Origin of the sequence: Streptomyces sp. NPDC001270 (assembly GCF_042896695.1) — a bacterium.
Taxonomy (GTDB): Bacteria; Actinomycetota; Actinomycetes; order Streptomycetales; family Streptomycetaceae; genus Streptomyces.
The window spans coordinates 1-23,410 of the sequence record NZ_JBIAXM010000020.1; the positions used below are offsets into that span (position 1 = coordinate 1).

The following is a 23,410-nucleotide window of genomic DNA, read 5'->3' on the forward strand; positions in this document are numbered from 1 at the left end:
TCTGGAACATCGACTCCTTCGACCAGTGGGGCGTCGAACTCGGCAAGGTCCTCGCCAAACGCGTCGAACCCGCACTCACCGAAGGCACCGAGGTCGAGGGCCTGGACGAGTCCTCGCGGGCCCTGGTCGCCAAGTACCGGGAGCTGCGCGGCCGGAGCTGAGCGCCGGATCGGCGCTCGCGGGGCCGTCGGCCCGCACCCACGGACCCGACGCCCGCCGACCCACCGGCCCGTTGACCCACCGGCCCGTTGACCCGCCGACCCACCGGCCCGCCGGGCTCGGCACCAGGGGCGGAGCCACGCACGGCCCGGAGTGCCCGGACACCCGGGCGCTCCGCCCCGGTACCGGAGCCAGGTGCCCGGCCGCCGACGCCACGCAAGGGTCACGCACGGGCCAGAGCCCCACGCGAGGCAGACGCTCAGGCCGGGAGCCGAGGCAGACGTTCAGGTCGCGAGTATGACCCGCGGACGCTTCGTGAGGAGCACCGGTGGCCGGTGTCCGGCAGCACCATCCGCGGGCCGGTGTCCGGCCTGCTGGTGGGAGCAGGGAAAAACGACGGGTGCGGCGGGGCTGGAGCCCCGCCGCACCCCGCGTCACGGTGAAGCAGGCGGATACAGCGAACGCGGCAGTCCGGAGGCCGCCGCCGCGTCCAGCAGCCACAGCGTGCGCTGCCGGCCGTACGCGCCCGCCGCCGGGGCCTGGATCTCGCCCGCGCCGGACAGCGCGATCTGCGCGGCCTCCGCCTTGTCCGCACCTGCCGCGAGCAGCCAGACCTCGCGGGCCGCCCGGATCGCCGGGAGGGTGAGCGAGACCCGGGTCGGCGGCGGCTTGGGCGCGCCGTGCACGCCGACCACCGTGCGCTCGGTCTCCCGAACGCCCGGCAGCTCGGGGAAGAGGGACGCCACGTGCGTGTCCGGACCGACGCCGAGCATCAGCACGTCGAAGGTGGGCACGGCCCCGTGGTTCTCGGGGCCCGCGGCCCGGGCCAGCTCCGCCGCGTAGGCGTCCGCTGCCGCGTCCACATCGGCGCCGTAGGGACCGTCCGACGCGGGCATGGGGTGCACGCGTTTCGGATCCAGGGGCACGGCGTCCAGCAGGGCCGCGCGGGCCTGGGTGACATTGCGTTCCGGGTCGCCCTCGGGCAGGAAGCGCTCGTCGCCCCACCACAGGTCGAGCCGGGCCCAGTCGACGGCGTCCCGGGCGGGCGCCGCCGCCAGGGCGGCCAGCAGCCCGTTGCCGTTGCGGCCGCCGGTGAGCACCACGGACGCAGAGCCCCGGGACGCCTGGGCGTCCACGACCTTGGTGATCAGGCGGGCCGCCGCGGCCTGGGCCATCAGCTCCTTGTCGCGGTGCACGACCAGCTGCGGGGTGCTCACTTCGACGCCGCCTTCTTCGCCGGTGCCTTCTTCGCGGACTTCTTGGCCGCGGCCTTCTTCGCGGGCGCCGAGGCCGTACCGGCTTCCGACGGCGTACCGGTCTCCGACGCTGCCCCGGCACCCGCGGTGGCGGGCTCCGGATCCACGGCCGGCTTCGGATCCGCGGCAGGCCGCTGGTCCGCGGGCTGCGAGCCGACGAGCCGCTCCACGCCGTAGCGCAGCGCCGACGCGTAGGTGTCGTCCGGGTCGAGCCGGCGCAGTTCCTCCGCGATCAGCTCGGACGTCTCGCGCCGCTTGAGCGCGACCGCCCGGTCCGGCTGGCCCTGGATGGACAGCGTGGCCAGCGAGCCGTCCGAGCGGTCCAGGCCGATCGGACCGCAGTCGGTGTCCAGCCGGACCGCCGTGAGGCCGGGCCCGGGCGACAGCGACCGCTTGACGGGGACGTCCAGCCGGTCCGCGAGCCACATCGCCAGCAGCTCACAGCTCGGGTTGAACTCCTCGCCCGCCACCTCGACGCCCTTGACCTCGCAGGTGACCTGGTCCAGGGCCGCGGCCAGCATCGAGCGCCAGGGCGTGATGCGGGTCCAGGACAGATCCGTGTCGCCGGGCGTGTAGGTCTCGGCGCGGGCGGACAGCTCCCGCACCGGCTGCTCGGACGCGTAGATGTCGGTGACCCGGCGCTGGGCGAGGGCACCCAGCGGGTCCTTGGCCGGGTCGAGCGGCGCGTTCACCGGCCACCAGACGACGACCGGCGCGTCCGGCAGCAGCAGCGGCAGCACCACGGAGTCGGCGTGGTCGGCGACCTCGCCGTACAGCCGCAGCACCACCGTCTCGCCGGTGCCGGCGTCCGCGCCCACCCGTACCTCGGCGTCCAGCCGCGAGGTGGTGCGGTCACGCGGGGAGCGCGAGACCCGTTTGACGACCACCAGGGTGCGCGAGGGGTGCTCGCGCGAGGCGTCGCCCGCGGCCTTCAGGGCGTCGTAGGCGTTCTCCTCGTCGGTGACGACGACCAGGGTCAGCACCATGCCCACGGCGGGCGTGCCGATCGCGCGGCGACCCTGCACCAGCGCCTTGTTGATCTTGCTGGCCGTGGTGTCCGTGAGGTCTATCTTCATGGCCGGCGCCAGCTCCGTCCGTCTCGTGCGAGCATCTCGTCGGCCTCCACGGGACCCCACGTGCCCGACGGGTACTGCGCGGGCTTGCCGTGCTTGTCCCAGTACTCCTCGATCGGGTCGAGGATCTTCCAGGACAGCTCGACCTCCTCCGTGCGCGGGAAGAGGTTGGCGTCGCCGAGCAGTACGTCCAGGATGAGCCGCTCGTACGCCTCCGGGCTGGATTCCGTGAACGACTCGCCGTAGGCGAAGTCCATGGAGACGTCCCGGATCTCCATGGAGGTGCCCGGCACCTTGGAGCCGAAGCGGACCGTGATGCCCTCGTCGGGCTGGACGCGGATGACGACCGCGTTCTGGCCCAGCTCCTCCGTCGAGGAGTGGTCGAAGGGGGAGTGCGGGGCACGCTGGAAGACCACTGCGATCTCGGTGACCCGGCGGCCGAGCCGCTTGCCGGTGCGCAGGAAGAAGGGGACGCCCGCCCAGCGGCGGTTGTCGATCCCCACCTTGATCGCGGCATAGGTGTCGGTCTTCGACTTGGCGTCGATGCCGTCTTCCTGGAGGTAGCCGATGACCTTCTCGCCACCCTGCCAGCCCGCCGCGTACTGCCCGCGTACCGTGTTGCGGCCCAGGTCCTTCGGCAGCCGCACCGCGCCCAGCACCTTGGTCTTCTCGGCGGCCAGCGCGTCCGCGTCGAAGGAGGCGGGCTCCTCCATGGCGGTCAGCGCGAGCAACTGGAGCAGGTGGTTCTGGATGACGTCGCGGGCGGCGCCGATGCCGTCGTAGTAGCCCGCCCGGCCGCCGATGCCGATGTCCTCGGCCATGGTGATCTGCACGTGGTCCACGAAGGACCGGTTCCAGACCGGCTCGAACATCGTGTTGGCGAAGCGCAGCGCCAGGATGTTCTGGACGGTCTCCTTGCCGAGGTAGTGGTCGATCCGGAACACCTGGTCCGGTTCGAACACCTCGTGCACGACCTTGTTCAGCTCCTCGGCCGACTTCAGGTCGTGGCCGAACGGCTTCTCGATGACCGCGCGCCGCCAGGAGCCGCCCGTCTGGTCGGCCAGGCCGTGCTTCTTCAGCTGCTGGATGACCACCGGGAAGGAGCGCGGCGGCACGGACAGGTAGAAGGCGAAGTTGCCGCCCGTGCCCTGTGCCTTGTCCAGCTCCTCGATGGTGGACCGCAGCCGCTCGAACGCGTCGTCGTCGTCGAAGGTGCCCTGGACGAAGCGCATCCCCTGGATGAGCTGCTGCCAGACCTCCTCGCGGAACGGTGTCCGCGCGTGCTGCTTGACGGAGTCGTGGACCTCCTGCGTGAAGTCCTCGTTCTGCCACTCGCGGCGCGCGAAGCCGACGAGGGAGAAGCCCGGCGGCAGCAGACCCCGGTTCGCGAGGTCGTACACGGCGGGCATCAGCTTTTTACGTGACAAATCGCCCGTGACGCCGAAGATGACCAGGCCCGACGGCCCCGCGATGCGCGGGAGCCGTCGGTCCGCGGGGTCACGGAGCGGATTCGCTCCGGAACCGGAAAACCCGGAAAAGGGGGACAAGATGTCAGCCTTCCGAGGGGGCGAGGCGATCGAGGACCGCCTCGGTCGACTTCAGTAGATCGTTCCAGGAGGTCGCGAACTTCTCGACGCCCTCGTCCTCCAGGACCTGGACCACGTCGTCGTACGAGATCCCGAGCTTCTCGACGGCGTCGAGGTCGGCGCGGGCCTGCTCGTACGTGCCGGCGATGGTGTCTCCGGTGATCTCGCCGTGTTCCTCGGTGGCCCGCAGGGTCGCCTCCGGCATGGTGTTCACCGTGTTCGGCGCCACCAGGTCGTCGACGTACAGGGTGGGCTTGTACGCCGGGTCCTTCACCCCGGTCGACGCCCACAGCGGACGCTGCTTGCGCGCGCCCGCGCCCTCCAGCGCGTTCCACCGCGCCGAGGAGAAGACCTCCTCGTACGCCTGGTAGGCGAGGCGGGCGTTGGCGACGGCGGCCTTGCCGCGCACGGCCTTGGCCTCCGGGGTGTCCAGGGCGTCGATCCGCTTGTCGATCTCGGTGTCCACACGGGAGACGAAGAAGGACGCGACGGAACGGATCAGCGACAGGTCCAGGCCCCGCTCCTTCGCCTTCTCCAGGCCGGCGAGGTAGGCGTTCATGACCTCGCGGTAGCGCTCGAGAGAGAAGATGAGCGTGACGTTGACGCTGATGCCCAGGCCGATGACCTCGGTGATCGCCGGCAGGCCCGCCTTGGTGGCGGGGATCTTGATGAGGGTGTTGGGGCGGTCGACGAGCCAGGCGAGCTGCTTGGCCTCGGCGATCGTCGCGCGGGTGTGGTGCGCGAGACGCGGGTCCACCTCGATGGAGACCCGGCCGTCCTGGCCGTCGCTCGCGTCGAACACCGGGCGCAGGATGTCGGCGGCGTCCCGGACGTCCGCCGTGGTGATCATGCGCACCGCTTCCTCGACGGTGACCTTGCGGGCGGCGAGGTCCGCGAGCTGCTGCTCGTAGCCGTCGCCGCTGCTGATCGCCTTCTGGAAGATCGTCGGGTTGGTGGTGACACCCACGACGTGCTGCTCGTCGATCAGCTCGGCGAGGTTGCCGGACGTGATCCGCTTGCGTGACAGGTCGTCCAGCCAGATCGCGACGCCTTCTTCGGAGAGGCGCTTCAGTGCGTCCGTCATGGAAATTGCATCTCCTACGTGTCGTATATGAGCGTCAGCGCTGGGCGGCGGCCAGGGATTCCCGGGCCTTGGCGGCCACGTTCTCGGCAGTGAAGCCGAACTCGCGGAAGAGGACCTTGCCGTCGGCGGAAGCACCGAAGTGTTCGAGGGAAACGATGCGTCCGGCGTCCCCGACATACCGGTACCAGGTCAGACCGATGCCGGCCTCGACCGCCACGCGTGCCCTGACGGCCGGGGGCAGCACGCCGTCCCGGTAACCCTGATCCTGCTCCTCGAACCACTCCACGCACGGCATGGACACGACCCGGGTGGGGACGCCGTCGGCCTGCAACTGCTCGCGGGCCTCGACGGCCACGTGCACCTCGGAGCCGGTGGCGATCAGGATCACCTGCGCGTCGGTGGGCTGTCCGTCGGGACCCTCGGCGTCGAACAGGACGTAACCGCCGCGCGCGGCGTCGTCGTTGGGCTCGTAGACCGGTACGCCCTGGCGGGTCAGCGCGAGCCCGTGCGGGGCGCCCTTGCCGAACTCCTTGGTGTAGCGGCCGAGGACCTCGCGCCAGGCGATCACGGTCTCGTTGGCGTCCGCCGGACGCACCACGTTCAGGCCCGGGATCGCCCGCAGCGCGGCGAGGTGCTCGACGGGCTGGTGGGTGGGGCCGTCCTCGCCGAGGCCGATCGAGTCGTGCGTCCACACGTACGTGACCGGCAGGTGCATCAGCGCCGACAGCCGTACCGCGTTGCGCATGTAGTCGGAGAACACGAGGAACGTGCCGCCGTAGACGCGGGTGTTGCCGTGCAGGGTGATGCCGTTCATCTCCGCGGCCATCGCGAACTCGCGGATGCCGAAGTGGATGGTGCGGCCGTACGGGTCGGCGCCGGGCAGCGGGTTGTCCTTCGGCAGGAAGGAGCTGTCCTTGTCGATGGTGGTGTTGTTGGAGCCGGCCAGGTCGGCGGAGCCGCCCCACAGTTCGGGGACGACGGGGCCGAGGGACTGGAGCGTCTTGCCGGAGGCGGCGCGGGTGGCGACGGACTTGCCCGGTTCGAAGACGGGCAGGGCGTCCTGCCAGCCGGCCGGCAGGGTGCCGCTGCTGATGCGGTCGAACTCGGCGGCCCGTTCCGGCTGGTTGTTGCGCCACTCCTGGAAGGACTTCTCCCACTCGGCGCGGGCCTGGTGGCCGCGTTCGAGGGCCTGGCGGGTGTGGGCGAGCACCTCGTCGGCGACGGCGAAGTGCTGCTCCGGGTCGAAGCCGAGGACGCGCTTGGTGGCCGCGACCTCGTCCTCGCCGAGGGCGGAGCCGTGCGCGGCCTCGGTGTTCTGGGCGTGCGGGGCGGGCCAGGCGATGATGGAGCGCATCGCGATGAAGGACGGCCGGTCGGTGACCTTCTTGGCGGCCTCGATGGCGTTGTAGAGGGCGTGCGGGTCGAGGTCGCCGTCCGGCTTGGGGGCGACCCGCTGGACGTGCCAGCCGTAAGCCTCGAAACGCTTGGCGGTGTCCTCGGAGACGGCGGTCTCGGTGTCGCCCTCGATCGAGATGTGGTTGTCGTCCCAGAGCAGGACGAGGTTGCCGAGCCGCTGGTGGCCCGCGAGGGAGGACGCCTCCGCGGAGACGCCTTCCTGGAGGCAGCCGTCGCCGGCGATGCAGTAGACGAAGTGGTCGAAGGGCGAGGCGCCGAGCGGCGCGTCCGGGTCGAACAGGCCGCGCTCGTAACGGGCGGCCATGGCCATCCCGACGGCGTTCGCGACGCCCTGGCCGAGCGGTCCCGTGGTGGTCTCGACACCCTTGGTGTGGCCGTACTCGGGGTGACCGGGGGTCTTCGAACCGAAGGTGCGGAAGGCTTCCAGATCGGCCAGCTCCAGGCCGAAGCCGGCCAGGTAGAGCTGGGTGTAGAGGGTCAGGGACGAGTGGCCGGCGGACAGTACGAAGCGGTCGCGGCCGGTCCACTCGGGGTCGGCGGGGTCGTGCCGCATCACCTTCTGGAAGAGGGTGTAGGCGACCGGTGCCAGGCTCATCGCCGTACCCGGATGGCCGTTGCCGACCTTCTGTACGGCATCGGCGGCCAGGACGCGCGCGGTGTCAACCGCTCGCTGGTCCAATTCGGTCCAGTCGAGGTCTGTGGTGGTCGGCTTGGTGCTCACCCTGAGTCAGGGCTCCTCTCCACATGTCGAATGCCGGTGTACTGGGGCGCCCACCGGCCGCTGTCGAGCCTACCCCCGCAAGTACGTGCGTTTTCTCCCCACATTCCAGACTGCCGGGAGTCTTCCGGATCCGCCTCCTGACCGGGTCGTACGACATTCGGCAACCGCGCGGGGGCGCATTTCCGCGACGGCGCGGCCGAGCCTGCGCGCGCACCTCGGTCAACCCCTCCCAACACGACCCGACCCCCGCGGAAGCCGGGGTATGGGCAACGTCTACAGTGGCGTGGTACGCGCGAGCCTTTACCGGGACTTCACACGGGGAGGCTTGCTGGGATGTCTCTGTCAGGGGTGTGTGTGACGGCCGTCGAATCCCGTCCTGGGGGCACCTCCCAGGCCCTTAAGGCACTGGGGGAGGGGGTAACCGGTGCGAACCAGAGCCCGGTCCACCGGCCGTTCGGGGCCCGTGCCAAGGCGTTCGTGGCGCTGACCAAGCCGCGGATCATCGAACTGCTGCTGATCACCACCGTTCCGGTGATGTTCCTGGCCCAGCAGGGGGTGCCGGACCTCGGTCTGGTGCTGCTCACCTGTCTGGGTGGTTATCTCTCCGCGGGTGGCGCCAACGCGCTGAACATGTACATCGACCGCGACATCGACGCGCTCATGGACCGCACCTCGCAGCGTCCCGTGGTCACCGGCATGGTGAGCCCCCGGGAATGCCTCGCGTTCGGCATCACGCTGGCGGTCGTCTCGACGCTGCTGTTCGGCCTGACCGTCAACTGGCTGTCGGCCTGGCTGTCACTCGGAGCGCTCCTCTTCTACGTCGTCGTCTACACGATGATCCTCAAACGGCGTACGTCGCAGAACATCGTGTGGGGCGGCATCGCCGGCTGCATGCCGGTGCTCATCGGCTGGTCGTCCGTCACCGACTCGATGTCGTGGGCGCCGGTCATCCTCTTCCTCGTCATGTTCTTCTGGACCCCGCCGCACTACTGGCCGCTGTCCATGAAGGTGAAGGACGACTACGCGCGCGTGGGCGTGCCGATGCTGCCGGTGGTCGCCACCAACAAGGTCGTCGCCCGGCAGATCGTCCTCTACAGCTGGGTGATGGTCGTCGTCTCGCTGCTGCTGACGCCGCTCGGCTACACCGGCTGGTTCTACACCGTGGTCGCGCTGGCCGCGGGTGGCTGGTGGCTGTGGGAGGCGCACGCCCTGCAGAACCGTGCCAAGGCCGACGAGACGGGCGCGAAGCTGAAGGAGATGCGCCTGTTCCACTGGTCGATCACCTATGTGTCGCTGCTGTTCGTGGCGGTCGCGGTGGATCCCTTCCTGCGCTGATCCTCCCGCGCTGTCGCGCTGCTGGTCTCCCTGTGACGGACGGGGTGCGTGGTCAAGGCCACGCACCCCGTCCGTCGCCGTTCGGCATACCCGTCGGTAGCATCCTGACCATGGCAGACACGCAACAGGTTGACCCGCGGGCCGAACGCACGGCGGCGCGGCTCGCCAAGCACATCGGCGCTTTCTCCCGGGCGCACGGCGGTGCCGAGGGCCAGGTGGCCTACCTCGGCGAGCGCGGTGCCCGCATCGTGCTCGTCGGCGCGGACGGCGTCTGGGGCGACCTGGTCGCCCCCTCGTACGCCGTCGCCGAGCAGGCCGTCGAGCGGGCGAAGATCACCGTCCACGAGTCCTTCGACGGCGAGTTCGCGGCCAAGGTACGGACCGGTCCGTACGAGTGGAAGCGGATGGCCGGCATCCAGCTGGGCGGCTGACGGCTCGACCCGGAAGGTCCCGGGGCGCGGAGGAGCGCGCGGAGAACCCGGGGCCGGGTGGTCGTGGGACGGCGCACGCCGGAGCTTCTCCAGCGCCTGGCGGGTCGTCGGCCCGTCGACCGACCACACCGGCCGATCACGGGGGCCGCGTGCTCAACCGCCGCCCGGCGCCCTGCGCATCGCGCGATCCGCTCTCGTCGCCTCCGTCCACGGTGAACCAGGAGGTCGGACGGCCGCCGCGGGCCCGTGTCCGCCGTCATCCGCACCCCACCCCCCGGCCCGTTCCTCCTCCTTCTCTCCCTCTTCCCTCCCTCATCCCTTCCTCATTCCTCACCCATCCCTCGCTCCCGTCCTCCCGTGGACCGCGACCTGACGCCCCGCTCACCCGTTAGGACGGGTGAGACAGCGCAGCGTCCACACGGGGAGCCCGGATGATCGACACGCCGTCCCTGGTGGACCAGTACTGTCACGGCGTGCTCCGCGCCGAGCTGGGCCTGGGCACCTTCGAGGCCCAGCTCGCCCGTACGGAGGGCCCGCCCGCCCCCGGCACCACACTCTTCGACACACAGACCGGCTTCGCCGTCCGCCGCTGGTGCCCCCCGCTGCTCGGCCTCGAACCGCACTGCCGGCCCGCGCGCTATCTCGCCCGGCGCCGGGAACTCGGCGTCCTGGAGGCGGGCCGCAGGCTGCTGCGGGGCAGCGGCATCACCACGTACCTGGTCGACACGGGACTCGCCGGGGACCTCACGGGCCCCGCCGAGATGGCGTCCGCGGGTGCCGCCGAGGCCCGTGAGATCGTGCGCCTGGAACTCCTCGCCGAGCAGGTCGCCGACACCTCCGGCACTGTCGAGTCCTTCCTCGCCAACCTCGCCGAGTCGGTCCACGGGGCCGCCGCGAACGCCGTCGCCTTCACCTCCGTGGCGGGCGTACGGCACGGCCTCGCGCTCGCGCCGGAGCCTCCCGGGCCCGGCGAGGTGCGCGGGGCCGCCGGACGCTGGCTCTCCGGACGCCGGGTCGGCGGGGAACTGAGCGACCCGGTGCTGCTGCGCCACCTGCTGTGGATCGCGGTCGCCTCGGGCCTGCCGCTCCAGTTGCACGCCGGGCTCGGCGAGCCGCGCTCGCGCATCGACCGTACGGACCCGGTGCTGCTCACCGACTTCGTACGGGCCACGGCCGGCCTCGGCACGGACCTGGTGCTGCTGCACGGCTATCCGTACCACCGGCACGCCGCCCACCTCGCGGGCGTCTTCCCGCATGTGTACGCCGACTCCGGCGCCGCGCTGGTCCGCACCGGCGCCCGCGCGGCCGACGTGCTCGCGGAGATCCTGGAGCTGGCCCCGTTCGGCAAGATCCTCTTCTCCAGCGGCGCGCACGGGCTGCCCGAACTGCACGTCGTGGGCGCCCGGCTGTTCCGCGAGGCCCTCGGCCGGGTGCTGGGCGCCTGGGTGGCCGAGGGCGCGTGGTCGCTGGAGGACGCGCAGCGGGTCGCGCGGCTGATCGCGGCGGAGAACGCGCGCCGGATCTACGGTCTGGGGGCGTGAGGCGCGGTCCGGCACGGGTGCCGCGCCCGCGTCGTCCGGCCGCGGTCATCCGCATCCGGCCGAGGTAGTCCGCCCGCGCCCGTCCGCACGCGCGCGTGCGGAAGACACCCGTTCACGCGCGCGTGGCGACCGGCGTCTCCGCCGAGGGGCTGGGCACCTCGGCCGTCGCTTCCGGACGCTCCCGCAGTGACAGCAGTACCCGCAGCACCCAGATCCACATCACACAGGAGCCGAGCATGTGCGCGGCCACCAGGCCCTCGGGAAGGTGCGTGGCGTACTGGATGTATCCGATGGCGCCCTGGCACAGCAGTACGACGAACAGTTCGCGGGTACGGTGCAGCGGGCCCTTGGGCGCGTCGACCGCCTTGAGGATGAACCACAGGGCGAAGGTCAGCGTCACCACGATCCACGCGAACACGGAGTGCAGCCTGGCGACGGCCTCCCAGCTGACGTGGATGCGCTCGACCTCGCCGGAGTCACCCGGGTGCGGCCCGGCCCCGGTCACCACCGTGCCGACGGTGACGAGCAGGCCGGACGCGACCACCAGGAACCACACCAGTTGCTGCACGGCCTTGCCGACCAGCGGACGGGGCTCCCCGTCGCCCTCGCGGGTGCGCTGCCACATCAGCACGGCGACCGTGATGAGGGCGGTCGCCAGCAGGAAGTGGGCCGCGACGGTGTACGGGTTGAGGCCGACGAGCACCACGATGCCGCCGAGCACCGCGTTGCCCATCACGAGCCAGAACTGCGCCCAGCCCAGTCGGGTCAGGCCGCGCCGGTACGGCTTCTCGGACCGGGCGGCGATGATCGCCCAGCCGACCGCCGCGCACAGCACGTACGTCAGCATGCGGTTCCCGAACTCGATGGCGCTGTGATAGCTCAGCGCGTTTGTCGGCGTCAGCGAGCCGTCGGTGCACTGGGGCCAGGTCGGGCAGCCCAGGCCCGAGCCGGTCAGCCGGACGGCACCGCCGGTGACCACGATGACCACCGACATGACGAGCGCGGTGAGCGCCGCCCGCCGGACCGTTCGAGGGGTCGGGGTCCAGTGGGCCGCGATGAGGGCGAGCGGGTTGCGCACGGCCGCAGCGGCATCGGCGCGGGTCAGCTTTGGCACGCGCACCATCGTAGGGGGCCCGCTTGTGCACGCGTTCACGAGGGTCCGCACTCCGGCCGCCCGGTCCCGCCTCGACCGTACGCACGGGTCGCCCGCAAGGCGTACCCGCGGACCGCGCGCCGCCGGTCCTCCCGGCCGCGGGCTCACTCCCAGCGGAAGAACCGCCCGGCCAGGGCCAGCCCCACGACCGACCACCCGGCGAGGATCCCCAGGTCGCCCCAGGGCATGCCGGCCCCGTGCTGGAGCACGTCCCGCAGCCCGTCCGACAGGGCCGTCACCGGCAGCAGGGCGAGCACGTCCTGGGCGCCGGCGGGGAACTTGTCCAGCGGGACGATCACGCCACCGCCGACGAGCAGCAGCAGGAACACCAGGTTCGCGGCGGCCAGTGTCGCCTCCGCCTTCAGCGTGCCCGCCATCAGCAGCCCGAGCCCCGAGAAGGCGGCCGTGCCGAGGACCAGCAGGAGCAGCACGGCGGCCACGCCGCTCGCCCCGCCGTGCGGCGACCAGCCCAGGGCGAAGGCGATGACCGTCAGCAGCACCACCTGGAGCACCTCGGTGACCAGCACGGACACGGTCTTCGCGGTCATCAGCCCCCAGCGCGGCAGCGGCGAGGACGCGAGCCGCTTCAGCACGCCGTAGCGCCGCTCGAACCCCGTCGCGATGGCCTGCCCGGTGAACGCCGTCGACAGCACGGCGAGGGCCAGGATGCCGGGCGTGAGGAAGTCCACCGCCTTGCCCGCGCCGGTGTCCACGATGTCCACGGAGCCGAACAGCACCAGGAGCAGCGCCGGGATCACGATCGTCAGCAGCAGCTGCTCGCCGTTGCGCAGCAGCATCCGGGTCTCGAGCGCGGCCTGGGCCGCGATCATGCGGGGGAGGGGGGCCGCGCCGGGCGCGGGGGTGTAGGTGCCCACGGTGGTGGTCACGAGCGCAACTCCTTGCCCGTCAGTTCCAGGAAGACGTCTTCGAGGGTGTGCCGTTCGACGGAGATCCGGTCCGGCATCACCCCGTGCTGGGCGCACCAGGAGGTCACCGTCGCCAGCAGTTGCGGGTCGACCTTGCCGATGACGCGGTAGGAGCCCGGCGTCAGCTCGGCGGCGGAGCAGTCCGCCGGGAGCGCCTTCAGCAGGGAACTCACGTCGAGGCCCGGCCGGCCGGTGAAGCGCAGCGTGTTCTCGGCGCCGCCGCGGCACAGCTCGTCGGGGGAGCCCTGCGCGATGACCCGCCCGGCGTCGATGACGGCGACGTCGTCGGCGAGCCGCTCGGCCTCCTCCATGTAGTGCGTCGTGAGGATCACGGAGACGCCGTCCGCGCGCAGGTCCCCGATCAGGTCCCAGGTGGCGTGGCGGGCCTGCGGGTCGAGCCCGGCCGTCGGCTCGTCCAGGAAGACCAGCTCCGGGCGTCCCACGACGGCCATGGCGAGCGCGAGCCGCTGCTGCTGCCCGCCGGACAGACGCCGGTACGTGGTCCGTCCGCAGCCGCCCAGACCCAGCCGCTCGATGAGCGCGGGCACGTCCAGCGGACGGGCGTGCAGGGCGGCCACGTGGCGCAGCATCTCCTCGGCGCGGGCGCCGGAGTAGACGCCGCCGGACTGGAGCATGACACCGATGCGGGGGCGCAGCTCGGCGGAGTCCCGCACCGGGTCGAGGCCCAGGACGCGCACCGTCCCGGCGTCCGGTTTCCGGTACCCCTCGCAGGTCTCGATGGTGGTCGTCTTGCCCGCTCCGTTGGGACCCAGCACGGCGGTCACCCCCGCCCCGGCCACCAGATCGAGGCCGTCCACCGCGGTCTTCGTGCCGTACCGCTTCACCAAGGTCTGCACCTGGACCACGGGCTCACTTCGCATGGCTCCAGAGTGTAGGTACGCCACCCCGCGTTCAGACCGGCGGGTACGGGAACCAGGCCCTCTACTCCGCGCGGGGCCGGTGCACCGGCAGCCACCGCTCGGCGTACGCCACGGCGTCCGCCAGCGGGAACAGCCGCGCGTCGGCGCCGCCCACCGGACCCCGTACGACGGGCCGGTCCCGCTCGAAGTCGTGGCCCAGCTCCGCGAAGCGGTCCGAGCTGATCGACACCTCGATGATCCGCTCCCAGCCGTACGGGCCGGGCCGGCCCACCTCGACCAGCGGCCCGGGGATCCGGTATTCGGCCAGGTGGAAGGCGGTGCAGCTGTCGTAGCCGACGCCGAGCAGCAGCACCCGTGCGCCGAGCCGCTCCAGCCGGGCCAGCGGGCTGGCCCCGCCGAGGCGGCAGTCGGTGGCGTGCCCGGCGGTGATCTCGGCCGCGTGCGGGCCCAGGGCGGCGAAGGAGGTCTGCGGGTGCGCGCTGCGCAGCGCGCCCGGCCAGGTCCGTACCGTCTCCGGAATCACACCGACCATGCGGCTGGGGGTGGTCCGCGGGTCGTACGGGGGCATCGTGGCCCGGATCGTCTCCCACCACTCCTCGGGCGCCGGCGGGTCCCGCCACACGGCGGGGTCGCTGAGGTCGCCGGACTGGGTGGGGACCACGAGGGTGCCGTCCGGGCCGAGGGCGTCGAGCAGGCCCTGGACCACCGCGACGGGGCCGCCGCACACCCAGCCGAGCGAGCTGAGCGAGGAGTGCGTCAGAAGGATCTCGCCGGGTTCGACGCCGAGGGCGCGCAGCCGGTCCGAGACGGTGCCGCGGGTGACGAGCGGGCCGGTCGGGGTGGTGGGCATGGCCCGGGAGTCTGCCGGACGCGGGGGCACGGCGCCATCGGATTGGCCGCTCGATGATCGATCAGACGATCTTTCCGCAGGTCGGATTAGGTAAACCTAAGTGATCCAGGGCACCGTCCGGTTGGCGGGACGCGGCTTGTCAGTCTCCGAGGAATTACGCAACAATGGCGTTGTGAAAAACGTCGGCGAGGCTCGGGAGATCCCCCAGGGGACCCCTCAGGAGGAGCTCGCGGCCGGACTGCGCTCGGACCGTTCCACGCGCAACCGGGTCGCGCGGTCCATCCTGGACCACGGCCCGTCGACCGTCGCCGAGCTGGCCGGACGGCTGGAACTCACCCAGGCCGCCGTGCGCCGGCACCTGGACGCGCTGGTCGCCGACGACGTGGTCGAGGCGCGCGAGCAGCGGGTGTACGGGGCGCGTGGCCGGGGCCGTCCGGCCAAGGTCTTCGCGCTCACCGACTGCGGCCGCGACGCCTTCGACCAGTCGTACGACAAGCTCGCCGCGGACGCGCTGCGCTGGATCGCGGAGCGGGAGGGCGGCCGGGAGGCGGTCGCCGCCTTCGCCCGCGCCCGGATCGCCGCCCAGGCGGGTGTCTACCGCAAGGCGATCGAAGCGGTCACCCCCGACAAGCGCGCCGAAGCCCTTGCCAGGGCCCTGAGCGTGGACGGGTACGCTGCTACGGCGCGCAGCGCACCGGTCGGCGAACAGCTCTGCCAGCACCACTGCCCGGTCGCACACGTCGCCGAGCAGTTCCCGCAGTTGTGCGAGGCGGAGACGGAGATCTTCGCCGAACTGCTCGGAACGCACGTCCAGCGGCTGGCGACCATCGCCCACGGCGACGGCGTCTGCACCACGTTCATCCCCAAGATCTCCGACGTCCATCCCCAAGATTTCACCGACGCATCCGCAAGCACGGCCGGGAGGAACCCCGCATGACTCTCCCCACGGAGACTGCCCACCCCGAACTCGACGGACTGGGCACGTACGAATACGGCTGGGCCGACTCCGACGAGGCCGGAGCCGCGGCGAAGCGCGGCCTGAACGAGGACGTGGTCCGGGACATCTCCTCGAAGAAGTCCGAGCCGGAGTGGATGACCAAGCTGCGCCTCAAGGGCCTGCGGCTGTTCGAGAAGAAGCCCATGCCGAACTGGGGCTCGGACCTGTCGGGCATCGACTTCGACAACATCAAGTACTTCGTGCGCTCCACGGAGAAGCAGGCGGAGTCCTGGGAGGACCTGCCCGCGGACATCAAGAACACGTACGACAAGCTGGGCATCCCGGAGGCGGAGAAGCAGCGCCTGGTGGCCGGTGTCGCCGCCCAGTACGAGTCGGAGGTCGTCTACCACCAGATCCGCGAGGACCTGGAGGAGCAGGGTGTCATCTTCCTGGACACCGACACCGCGCTGAAGGAGCACCCGGACCTCTTCAAGGAGTACTTCGGGACCGTCATCCCGGCCGGTGACAACAAGTTCGCCTCCCTGAACACGGCCGTGTGGTCGGGCGGCTCCTTCATCTACGTGCCGCCGGGCGTGCACGTCGAGATCCCGCTCCAGGCTTACTTCCGCATCAACACGGAGAACATGGGCCAGTTCGAGCGGACCCTGATCATCGTCGACGAGGGTGCCTACGTGCACTACGTCGAGGGCTGCACGGCACCGATCTACAAGTCGGACTCGCTGCACTCCGCGGTCGTCGAGATCATCGTCAAGAAGAACGCCCGCTGCCGCTACACGACCATCCAGAACTGGTCGAACAACGTCTACAACCTGGTCACCAAGCGCGCCGTGGCCTACGAGGGCGCGACCATGGAGTGGATCGACGGCAACATCGGCTCCAAGGTGACGATGAAGTACCCGGCCGTCTACCTGATGGGCGAGCACGCCAAGGGCGAGACCCTCTCCATCGCCTTCGCGGGCGAGGGCCAGCACCAGGACGCGGGCGCCAAGATGGTCCACATGGCGCCGAACACGTCGTCCAACATCGTCTCCAAGTCGGTCGCGCGCGGCGGCGGCCGTACGTCGTACCGCGGCCTCATCGAGATCGGCGAGGGAGCCCCGGGCGCCAAGTCGAACGTGCTCTGCGACGCGCTGCTCGTCGACACGATCTCCCGGTCCGACACGTACCCGTACGTCGACGTCCGTGAGGACGACGTCTCCATGGGCCACGAGGCGACCGTCTCCAAGGTCTCCGAGGACCAGCTGTTCTACCTGATGAGCCGTGGCATGTCCGAGTTCGAGGCGATGGCGATGATCGTGCGCGGCTTCGTCGAGCCGATCGCCAAGGAACTGCCCATGGAGTACGCGCTGGAGCTCAACCGGCTGATCGAGCTGCAGATGGAGGGCGCGGTCGGCTGACGCCGCCGTACCCCGTCGAGCAGCCCCACACATGAGAAAGCGAGCATGACGACAGCCATGGCTGAGGTCCACAACGCCCCGAACTCCTCGACCCCGTCCGGACCGGGGGGACCCCCACCGGTCGGTTCGACCACCGCGGGTGCGATCGCGGTGGCCGCCGAGTCGACCGTCGCCACGCGCATGAGCGCGCCGCCCTCCTTCGACGTGGCGGACTTCCCCGTGCCGCACGGCCGCGAGGAGGAGTGGCGCTTCACCCCGCTGGCGCGGCTGCGCGGCCTGCACGACGGCAGCGCGGTCGCCTCCGGCGGCCTGAAGTCCGACGCACAGATCCCCGAGGGCGTCGTCGTCGAGACCGTCGGCCGCGACGACCCGCGGCTCGGCAGGGCCGGCACCCCGGTGGACCGGGTCGCCGCCCAGGCGTACTCGTCGTTCGAGAGCGCCGTCGTGATCACCGTCCCCAAGGAGACGGTGGTCGGCGACCCGATCCGCATCGCCGTGCACGGCGAGGGCGGGGTCGTCTACGGCCACACGGTCGTCGAGCTGGGTGCCTTCGCCGAGGCCGTCGTCGTCTTCGACCACACCGGTGACGCCGTGCTCGCCGCCAACGTCGACTACGTCCTGGGCGACGGCGCCAAGCTGACCGTCGTGTCCGTCCAGGACTGGGGCGCGGAGGCCGTGCACGTCGCCCAGCACAACGCCTTGGTCGGCCGGGACGCCTCCTTCAAGTCGGTCGTCGTGACCTTCGGCGGCGACGTCGTCCGGCTGCACCCGCGCGTGACCTACGCCGGCCCGGGTGGCGAGGCCGAGCTGTTCGGCCTGTACCTGACCGACGCGGGCCAGCACCAGGAGCACCGCCTCTTCGTCGACCACAACGCCCCGCACTGCAAGTCGAACGTCGCCTACAAGGGCGCGCTCCAGGGCGACGAGGCGCACGCGGTGTGGATCGGCGACGTCCTGATCGAGGCCAGGGCCGAGGGCACCGACACCTACGAGATGAACCGGAACCTGGTCCTCACCGACGGCGCCCGCGTCGACTCGGTGCCGAACCTGGAGATCGAGACCGGTGAGATCGTCGGCGCCGGCCACGCCTCCGCCACCGGCCGCTTCGACGACGAGCAGCTGTTCTACCTGATGGCCCGCGGCATCCCGGAGCACGAGGCCCGCCGGCTGGTGGTCCGCGGCTTCTTCGCCGAGCTGGTCCAGCAGATCGGCGTCTCCGACGTCGAGGAGCGGCTGCTCGCGAAGATCGAAGAGGAGCTGGAGGCGTCGGTCGCATGACCATCACCGAGCATGGCGGTTTCGTCCGGGCCTGCGGGCTGAGCGAACTGTCGGACGGCACCCCGAAGCGGGTCGAGCTCGACGGCACGCCGGTCTCGGTCGTGAAGACCGAGGGCGAGGTGTTCGCGATCTACGACATCTGCTCGCACGCGAACGTCTCGCTCTCCGAGGGCGAGGTGGAGGACTGCCAGATCGAGTGCTGGCTGCACGGCTCCACCTTCGACCTGCGTACCGGCAAGCCGTCCGGCCTCCCCGCGACGCGACCCGTCCCCGTATACCCCGTAAAGATCGAAGGGGACGACGTGCTCGTCTCCCTCACCCAGGAGTCCTGAGGCACCCATGGCAACGCTTGAAATCCGAGACCTGCACGTCACCGTCGAGGCCGACAACGCCACGAAGGAGATCCTCAAGGGCGTCGACCTCACCGTGAAGCAGGGCGAGACGCACGCCATCATGGGCCCCAACGGCTCGGGCAAGTCGACCCTCGCCTACTCGCTGGCGGGTCACCCCAAGTACACGGTCACCGGCGGCAGCGTGCTGCTCGACGGCGAGGACGTGCTGGAGATGACCGTCGACGAACGCGCCCGCGCGGGCCTGTTCCTGGCGATGCAGTACCCGGTCGAGGTCCCCGGCGTCTCGGTCTCCAACTTCCTGCGCACCTCCGCCACCGCGATCCGCGGCGAGGCACCCAAGCTGCGCACCTGGGTGAAGGAGGTCAAGGAGACCATGGAGCGCCTGCACATGGACCCGGCCTTCGCCGAGCGCAACGTGAACGAGGGTTTCTCCGGCGGTGAGAAGAAGCGCCACGAGATCCTCCAGCTCGAACTGCTCAAGCCGAAGATCGCGATCCTCGACGAGACGGACTCGGGCCTGGACGTCGACGCCCTGCGGATCGTCTCGGAGGGCGTGAACCGGGTCCGGGAGACCGGCGAGGTCGGCACCCTGCTGATCACGCACTACACGCGCATCCTGCGCTACATCAAGCCCGACCACGTCCATGTCTTCGCCGACGGCCGGATCGCCGAGTCCGGCGGCCCGGAGCTGGCGGACAAGCTGGAGAACGAGGGCTACGAGGCTTATGTGAAGGCCGGCTCCGCGAGCGGAGCGAACTCGGAGGAGGACGTCGCGTGACACAGCTGCCGGGCCTCCTCGACACCGAGGCGATCCGCAAGGACTTCCCCATCCTGGACCGTCTGGTCCACGACGGTCAGAAGCTCGTGTACCTGGACAACGCGGCGACCTCGCAGAAACCGCGCCAGGTGCTGGACGCCCTGAGCGAGTACTACGAGCGCTACAACGCCAACGTCCACCGCGGTGTGCATGTGCTCGCCGAGGAGGCCACGGCGCTGTACGAGGGCGCTCGGGACAAGGTCGCCACGTTCATCAACGCGCCCAGCCGGGACGAGGTGATCTTCACCAAGAACGCCTCCGAGTCGCTGAACCTCGTGGCGAACATGCTCGGCTGGGCCGACGAGCCCTACCGGGTGGACCACGACACCGAGATCGTCATCACCGAGATGGAGCACCACTCCAACATCGTCCCGTGGCAGCTGCTGTCGCAGCGCACGGGCGCGAAGCTGAAGTGGTTCGGCCTCACCGACGACGGCCGGCTGGACCTGTCGAACATCGACGAGATCATCACGGAGAAGACGAAGATCGTCTCCTTCGTGCTGGTCTCCAACATCCTGGGTACGGTCAACCCGGTCGAGGCGATAGTGCGCCGCGCCCAGGAGGTCGGCGCCCTGGTCTGCATCGACGCCTCCCAGGCCGCCCCGCACATGCCGCTGGACGTGCAGGCGCTGCAGGCCGACTTCGTCGCCTTCACCGGGCACAAGATGTGCGGCCCGACCGGCATCGGCGTGCTGTGGGGCCGCCAGGAACTGCTGGAGGACCTGCCTCCGTTCCTCGGCGGCGGCGAGATGATCGAGACGGTGTCGATGCACTCGTCGACCTACGCCCCCGCCCCGCACAAGTTCGAGGCGGGCACCCCGCCGATCGCCCAGGCGGTCGGCCTCGGCGCGGCGATCGACTATCTCGACGCGATCGGCATGGACCGGATCCTGGCTCATGAGCACGCGCTCACCGCGTACGCGGTGAAGCGGCTGGGCGAGGTCCCGGACCTGCGGATCATCGGTCCGACCACGGCCGAGGACCGTGGCGCGGCCATCTCCTTCACACTGGGTGACATCCACCCGCACGACGTGGGGCAGGTCCTCGACGAGCGCGGCATCGCGGTGCGCGTCGGACACCACTGCGCCCGCCCCGTCTGCCTCCGCTACGGAATTCCCGCGACCACGCGAGCGTCGTTCTATCTGTACTCCACGCCGGCCGAGATCGACGCTCTGGTCGACGGTCTGGAGCACGTACGGAACTTCTTCGGCTGAAGGGCGTGCAGGTGAAACTGGACTCCATGTACCAGGAAGTCATCCTGGACCACTACAAGAACCCGCACGGGCGTGGTCTGAGGGATGGCGACGCCGAGGTGCACCATGTGAACCCGACGTGCGGCGACGAGATCACCCTTCGCGTGAAGTACGACGGAACGACGATCGAGGACGTCTCGTACGAGGGGCAGGGCTGCTCGATCAGCCAGGCTTCGGCCTCCGTCCTGAGCGACCTCCTCGTCGGCAAGGAACTGGCCGAGGCACAGAAGATCCAGGAGACCTTCCTGGAGTTGATGCAGTCCAGGGGCCGGGTCGAGCCCGACGAGGCGATGGAGGACATCCTGGAGGACGCGGTCGCGTTCGCCGGTGTCTCCAAGTACCCGGCCCGGGTCAAGTGCGCCCTCCTGAGCTGGATGGCGTGGAAGGACGCGACGGCCCAGGCGCTGGGCGGAGCCGACGCCGAAAGGAAAACGGCATGAGCGACACCGTGGAGATGCAGCCGGTCTCGGAGGAGGAACTCCGCGAGGCCCTGATGGACGTCGTCGACCCCGAACTGGGCATCGACGTCGTCAACCTGGGCCTGATCTACGGCATCCACATCGACGAGTCGGCCAACATCGCCACCGTCGACATGACCCTGACGTCGGCGGCCTGTCCGCTCACGGACGTCATCGAGGACCAGGCGAAGTCCGCCACCGACGGCCTCGTCGACGAGCTGCGGATCAACTGGGTCTGGATGCCGCCGTGGGGCCCCGACAAGATCACGGACGACGGCCGGGAGCAGCTGCGGGCGCTCGGGTTCAACGTGTGAGTCGCGTTCCGCGCGAGTCCTGACGGCGGTACCCCTCGGGGTGCCGCCGTTCGCATGCGCACGACGCGCCTTCCGGCGGCCGTGCCGGGGGGCGCCTTCCGGTTCGGGGGGCCCGGGTCCGGTCGGACCGGCCGTTATGTACGCTCGTACACATGGGGTATCTGCTGCTCTCCGGAGCCATCGCGGCCGAGGTGGCCGCCACGACCGCGATGAAGTACAGCGACGGTTTCAGCAAGCCGGGGCCCGCGCTGCTGACCGCTCTCGGCTACGTCGTCTCCTTCGTCCTGCTGGCCCGGACCCTGAAGACCCTGTCCATCGGCACCGCCTACGCGATCTGGTCCGGGGTGGGCACCGCGACCATCGCGGTGCTCGGGCTGCTGCTGTTCGGGGAGGGGCTGAACGCGCTGAAGATCGCCGGACTGGTGCTGATAGTCGGCGGCGTGGTGGTCCTCAACCTGGGCGGCGCGCACTGATGGCCCGGCGGCACGACCCCGGCCGGCGGCAGCGGATCATCGACGCCGCGATCCGGGTCGTCGGGCACCAGGGCATCGCCGGGCTGAGCCACCGGAGTGTCGCGGCCGAGGCGGACGTCCCGCTCGGCTCCACGACGTATCACTTCGCCACTCTCGACGAACTGCTGGTCGCCGCGTTGCGGCAGGCCAACGAGGGATTCGCCGGGGTGCTCGACGGCAGCGGCGTGCTGGACGATCCCGACGGCGACCTCGCGGCCGGGCTCGCCCGGGTGCTGGGGGAGTGGCTGGGCGGCGAGCGCACGGGCGTCGAGTTGGAGTACGAGCTGTATCTGGCGGCCCTGCGGCGCCCCGCGCTGCGGCCCGTCGCCGCGGAGTGGACGGACGAGACGGCGCGCCGGCTGGCCGGGCGGACCGACCCGGTGACCGCCCGGGCCCTGCTCGCCCTGCTGGACGGCATCTGCCTCCAAGTGCTGCTGACCGGCGGGGAGTACGACGAGGCGTACGCGCGGGAGGTGCTGGCGCGGGTGATTCCCTGACGCGCGACAGCACCCGGAACGCGTGGTTCGCAGAGGGGCGGCCCGTTCGCGGCCCCGGGCGGGTGGTGTGCGCGGACCGGCACCTGAGACGGCGCGGCACCGGTTCGCCCGCGCGGCCCCGCCCACGTTAGGTTGCCCTCATGACCGACACGACTGGTTCTCGCACCACCGGCGCCGTGGCCGCCGGCCTCGCCACCGTAGCCGCCGACGGCACCGTCCTCGACACCTGGTTCCCGGCGCCCGAACTGGCCGCCGAACCCGGCCCGTCCGGTACCGAGAAGCTGTCGGCCGAGCAGGCCGTGCAGCTGCTCGGCGAGGGCGCCGCGAAGGCCGTCGGCCCCGACGCGCGCCGCAACGTCGAGGTGGTGGCGGTCCGCACGGTCATCTCCTCCCTCGACGCGAAGCCGATCGACGCGCACGACGTCTACCTGCGGCTGCACCTGCTCTCGCACCGCCTGGTCAGGCCGCACGGGCAGAACCTGGACGGCATCTTCGGCTTCCTCGCCAACGTCGCCTGGACCTCGCTCGGTCCGGTCGCCGTCGACGACGTCGAGCAGGTGCGGCTCAACGCCCGCGCCGAGGGCCTGCACCTCCAGGTGACGTCGGTCGACAAGTTCCCGCGCATGACGGACTACGTGGCGCCGAAGGGCGTCCGCATCGCCGACGCCGACCGGGTGCGCCTCGGCGCCCATCTCGCCGACGGCACCACGGTCATGCACGAGGGCTTCGTCAACTTCAACGCGGGCACCCTGGGCACCTCCATGGTCGAGGGCCGCATCTCCGCGGGCGTCGTGGTCGGCGACGGTTCGGACATCGGCGGCGGCGCCTCCACCATGGGCACGCTCTCCGGCGGCGGCAACGTGATCATTTCCATCGGGGAGCGCTGCCTGATCGGCGCCGAGGCGGGCGTCGGCATCGCCCTCGGCGACGAGTGCGTCGTCGAGGCCGGCCTGTACGTCACCGCGGGCACCCGCGTGACCATGCCCGACGGCCAGATCGTCAAGGCCCGCGAACTCTCCGGCGCCTCCCACATCCTCTTCCGCCGCAACTCGGTCACCGGCGTCGTCGAGGCCCGCCCGAACAACGCGGTCTGGGGCGGCCTCAACGACATCCTGCACAGCCACAACTGACCGCCGACGCCCGTCAGATCACCGCGCGGCC

24 protein-coding genes are annotated in these 23,410 nt (G+C 70.9%); 15 read left to right on the forward strand and 9 right to left on the reverse strand.

Translation table 11 applies throughout. The features are described 5' to 3' along the window. Positions 1-161, forward strand: a 161-nt coding sequence (locus tag ACFY2B_RS29305) for a hypothetical protein (protein ID WP_390766212.1), incomplete at its 5' end; no start/stop codon positions are given. Positions 162-593: 432 nt separating this feature from the next. Here the strand turns inward: ACFY2B_RS29305 and pgl are convergent. Genes pgl through tkt form a run of 5 tightly spaced genes read right to left on the reverse strand, consistent with a single transcriptional unit; the run spans position 594 to position 7,295 of the window. Further along, complete coding sequence (gene pgl, locus ACFY2B_RS29310; protein WP_390766078.1) at positions 594-1,376, reverse strand: 6-phosphogluconolactonase; 783 nt, start codon at positions 1,374-1,376, stop codon at positions 594-596. Beyond that, positions 1,373-2,491 (reverse strand): glucose-6-phosphate dehydrogenase assembly protein OpcA, encoded by a 1,119-nt coding sequence (gene opcA / locus ACFY2B_RS29315; RefSeq protein ID WP_390766079.1) that lies wholly within the window; start codon positions 2,489-2,491, stop codon positions 1,373-1,375. Before opcA ends, pgl begins: the two co-directional genes overlap by 4 nt. Beyond that, positions 2,488-4,035 carry a glucose-6-phosphate dehydrogenase gene (zwf, locus tag ACFY2B_RS29320; protein ID WP_390766080.1) on the reverse strand — a complete coding sequence of 516 codons (1,548 nt, stop codon included), beginning with the start codon at positions 4,033-4,035 and terminating at the stop codon, positions 2,488-2,490. The genes opcA and zwf overlap by 4 nt, the downstream gene beginning before the upstream one ends. 4 nt (positions 4,036-4,039) lie before the next feature. Continuing rightward, positions 4,040-5,158 carry a transaldolase gene (gene tal, locus ACFY2B_RS29325; RefSeq protein WP_390766081.1) on the reverse strand — a complete coding sequence of 373 codons (1,119 nt, stop codon included), beginning with the start codon at positions 5,156-5,158 and terminating at the stop codon, positions 4,040-4,042. 34 nt (positions 5,159-5,192) lie between these two features. After that, positions 5,193-7,295 carry a transketolase gene (gene tkt, locus ACFY2B_RS29330; protein ID WP_390766082.1) on the reverse strand — a complete coding sequence of 701 codons (2,103 nt, stop codon included), beginning with the start codon at positions 7,293-7,295 and terminating at the stop codon, positions 5,193-5,195. Between the two features lie 348 nt (positions 7,296-7,643). Between tkt and ACFY2B_RS29335 the strand changes: the two genes are divergently transcribed. The 3 genes from ACFY2B_RS29335 to ACFY2B_RS29345 all read left to right on the forward strand — a co-directional run bounded on the left by ACFY2B_RS29335 (position 7,644) and on the right by ACFY2B_RS29345 (position 10,602). Then, a complete protein-coding gene (locus ACFY2B_RS29335) occupies positions 7,644-8,630 on the forward strand; it encodes a heme o synthase (protein WP_390766213.1) in 987 nt (328 codons plus the stop codon). Positions 8,631-8,740: 110 nt separating this feature from the next. After that, positions 8,741-9,061 carry a hypothetical protein gene (locus ACFY2B_RS29340; protein ID WP_376538646.1) on the forward strand — a complete coding sequence of 107 codons (321 nt, stop codon included), beginning with the start codon at positions 8,741-8,743 and terminating at the stop codon, positions 9,059-9,061. Between the two features lie 431 nt (positions 9,062-9,492). Continuing rightward, positions 9,493-10,602: an amidohydrolase family protein gene (locus tag ACFY2B_RS29345; protein ID WP_390766083.1), complete on the forward strand. Its 1,110-nt coding sequence runs from the start codon at positions 9,493-9,495 to the stop codon at positions 10,600-10,602. Between the two features lie 112 nt (positions 10,603-10,714). On the opposite strand, the gene ACFY2B_RS29350 is transcribed toward ACFY2B_RS29345, so the two are convergent. The 4 genes from ACFY2B_RS29350 to ACFY2B_RS29365 all read right to left on the reverse strand — a co-directional run bounded on the left by ACFY2B_RS29350 (position 10,715) and on the right by ACFY2B_RS29365 (position 14,412). Continuing rightward, a complete protein-coding gene (locus ACFY2B_RS29350) occupies positions 10,715-11,725 on the reverse strand; it encodes a heme A synthase (RefSeq protein WP_390766084.1) in 1,011 nt (336 codons plus the stop codon). 134 nt (positions 11,726-11,859) lie between these two features. Next, entirely contained in the window at positions 11,860-12,585 is a 726-nt protein-coding gene (locus ACFY2B_RS29355; RefSeq protein ID WP_390766214.1) for an ABC transporter permease, read from the reverse strand. 53 nt (positions 12,586-12,638) lie between these two features. After that, positions 12,639-13,562, reverse strand: a complete 924-nt coding sequence (locus ACFY2B_RS29360; protein ID WP_390766085.1) for an ABC transporter ATP-binding protein — start codon at positions 13,560-13,562, stop codon at positions 12,639-12,641. Positions 13,563-13,623: 61 nt separating this feature from the next. Beyond that, positions 13,624-14,412, reverse strand: a complete 789-nt coding sequence (locus ACFY2B_RS29365; RefSeq protein WP_390766086.1) for an aminoglycoside N(3)-acetyltransferase — start codon at positions 14,410-14,412, stop codon at positions 13,624-13,626. Between the two features lie 172 nt (positions 14,413-14,584). Here ACFY2B_RS29365 and ACFY2B_RS29370 point away from each other — a divergent pair, with 172 nt between their 5' ends. The 11 genes from ACFY2B_RS29370 (at position 14,585) to dapD (ending at position 23,379) form a co-directional block, all read left to right on the forward strand. After that, positions 14,585-15,349: a helix-turn-helix transcriptional regulator gene (locus ACFY2B_RS29370; protein WP_390766087.1), complete on the forward strand. Its 765-nt coding sequence runs from the start codon at positions 14,585-14,587 to the stop codon at positions 15,347-15,349. Further along, positions 15,346-16,767, forward strand: coding sequence for a Fe-S cluster assembly protein SufB (sufB, locus tag ACFY2B_RS29375; protein ID WP_390766088.1), 1,422 nt, complete (start codon positions 15,346-15,348; stop codon positions 16,765-16,767). Before ACFY2B_RS29370 ends, sufB begins: the two co-directional genes overlap by 4 nt. Before the next feature lie 57 nt (positions 16,768-16,824). Then, entirely contained in the window at positions 16,825-18,045 is a 1,221-nt protein-coding gene (gene sufD / locus ACFY2B_RS29380) for a Fe-S cluster assembly protein SufD (RefSeq protein WP_390766215.1), read from the forward strand. Continuing rightward, positions 18,042-18,377, forward strand: a complete 336-nt coding sequence (locus ACFY2B_RS29385; RefSeq protein WP_376538632.1) for a non-heme iron oxygenase ferredoxin subunit — start codon at positions 18,042-18,044, stop codon at positions 18,375-18,377. The genes sufD and ACFY2B_RS29385 overlap by 4 nt, the downstream gene beginning before the upstream one ends. 7 nt (positions 18,378-18,384) lie before the next feature. Continuing rightward, the gene (sufC, locus tag ACFY2B_RS29390) at positions 18,385-19,176 is read left to right on the forward strand and encodes a Fe-S cluster assembly ATPase SufC (protein WP_390766089.1); all 792 of its coding nucleotides are present in this window, start codon (positions 18,385-18,387) and stop codon (positions 19,174-19,176) included. Continuing rightward, positions 19,173-20,429, forward strand: a complete 1,257-nt coding sequence (locus ACFY2B_RS29395; protein WP_376538628.1) for a cysteine desulfurase — start codon at positions 19,173-19,175, stop codon at positions 20,427-20,429. Before sufC ends, ACFY2B_RS29395 begins: the two co-directional genes overlap by 4 nt. An 11-nt stretch (positions 20,430-20,440) precedes the next feature. Next, positions 20,441-20,908 carry a Fe-S cluster assembly sulfur transfer protein SufU gene (sufU, locus tag ACFY2B_RS29400; protein WP_390766216.1) on the forward strand — a complete coding sequence of 156 codons (468 nt, stop codon included), beginning with the start codon at positions 20,441-20,443 and terminating at the stop codon, positions 20,906-20,908. Continuing rightward, entirely contained in the window at positions 20,905-21,240 is a 336-nt protein-coding gene (locus ACFY2B_RS29405; RefSeq protein ID WP_376538626.1) for a metal-sulfur cluster assembly factor, read from the forward strand. The genes sufU and ACFY2B_RS29405 overlap by 4 nt, the downstream gene beginning before the upstream one ends. 152 nt (positions 21,241-21,392) lie before the next feature. After that, positions 21,393-21,713, forward strand: coding sequence for a DMT family transporter (locus ACFY2B_RS29410; RefSeq protein ID WP_390766090.1), 321 nt, complete (start codon positions 21,393-21,395; stop codon positions 21,711-21,713). Next, positions 21,713-22,249, forward strand: a complete 537-nt coding sequence (locus tag ACFY2B_RS29415; RefSeq protein WP_390766091.1) for a TetR/AcrR family transcriptional regulator — start codon at positions 21,713-21,715, stop codon at positions 22,247-22,249. The genes ACFY2B_RS29410 and ACFY2B_RS29415 overlap by 1 nt, the downstream gene beginning before the upstream one ends. 140 nt (positions 22,250-22,389) lie before the next feature. Further along, the gene (dapD, locus tag ACFY2B_RS29420; RefSeq protein ID WP_390766092.1) at positions 22,390-23,379 is read left to right on the forward strand and encodes a 2,3,4,5-tetrahydropyridine-2,6-dicarboxylate N-succinyltransferase; all 990 of its coding nucleotides are present in this window, start codon (positions 22,390-22,392) and stop codon (positions 23,377-23,379) included. Positions 23,380-23,410: the final 31 nt, after the last annotated feature.

Bases quoted from the DNA above. Each gene is read 5' to 3' on its own strand.
- dapD (WP_390766092.1), top strand. From the start codon at position 22,390: ATGACCGACACGACTGGTTCTCGCACCACCGGCGCCGTGGCCGCCGGC.
- ACFY2B_RS29350 (WP_390766084.1), bottom strand. From the start codon at position 11,725: ATGGTGCGCGTGCCAAAGCTGACCCGCGCCGATGCCGCTGCGGCCGTG.
- ACFY2B_RS29365 (WP_390766086.1), bottom strand. From the start codon at position 14,412: ATGCCCACCACCCCGACCGGCCCGCTCGTCACCCGCGGCACCGTCTCG.
- ACFY2B_RS29410 (WP_390766090.1), top strand. From the start codon at position 21,393: ATGGGGTATCTGCTGCTCTCCGGAGCCATCGCGGCCGAGGTGGCCGCC.
- ACFY2B_RS29415 (WP_390766091.1), top strand. From the start codon at position 21,713: ATGGCCCGGCGGCACGACCCCGGCCGGCGGCAGCGGATCATCGACGCC.
- opcA (WP_390766079.1), bottom strand. From the start codon at position 2,491: ATGAAGATAGACCTCACGGACACCACGGCCAGCAAGATCAACAAGGCG.
- sufB (WP_390766088.1), top strand. From the start codon at position 15,346: ATGACTCTCCCCACGGAGACTGCCCACCCCGAACTCGACGGACTGGGC.
- ACFY2B_RS29405 (WP_376538626.1), top strand. From the start codon at position 20,905: ATGAGCGACACCGTGGAGATGCAGCCGGTCTCGGAGGAGGAACTCCGC.
- ACFY2B_RS29360 (WP_390766085.1), bottom strand. From the start codon at position 13,562: ATGCGAAGTGAGCCCGTGGTCCAGGTGCAGACCTTGGTGAAGCGGTAC.
- ACFY2B_RS29355 (WP_390766214.1), bottom strand. From the start codon at position 12,585: ATGATCGCGGCCCAGGCCGCGCTCGAGACCCGGATGCTGCTGCGCAAC.
- ACFY2B_RS29385 (WP_376538632.1), top strand. From the start codon at position 18,042: ATGACCATCACCGAGCATGGCGGTTTCGTCCGGGCCTGCGGGCTGAGC.
- ACFY2B_RS29340 (WP_376538646.1), top strand. From the start codon at position 8,741: ATGGCAGACACGCAACAGGTTGACCCGCGGGCCGAACGCACGGCGGCG.
- sufD (WP_390766215.1), top strand. From the start codon at position 16,825: ATGGCTGAGGTCCACAACGCCCCGAACTCCTCGACCCCGTCCGGACCG.
- ACFY2B_RS29345 (WP_390766083.1), top strand. From the start codon at position 9,493: ATGATCGACACGCCGTCCCTGGTGGACCAGTACTGTCACGGCGTGCTC.
- sufC (WP_390766089.1), top strand. From the start codon at position 18,385: ATGGCAACGCTTGAAATCCGAGACCTGCACGTCACCGTCGAGGCCGAC.
- tal (WP_390766081.1), bottom strand. From the start codon at position 5,158: ATGACGGACGCACTGAAGCGCCTCTCCGAAGAAGGCGTCGCGATCTGG.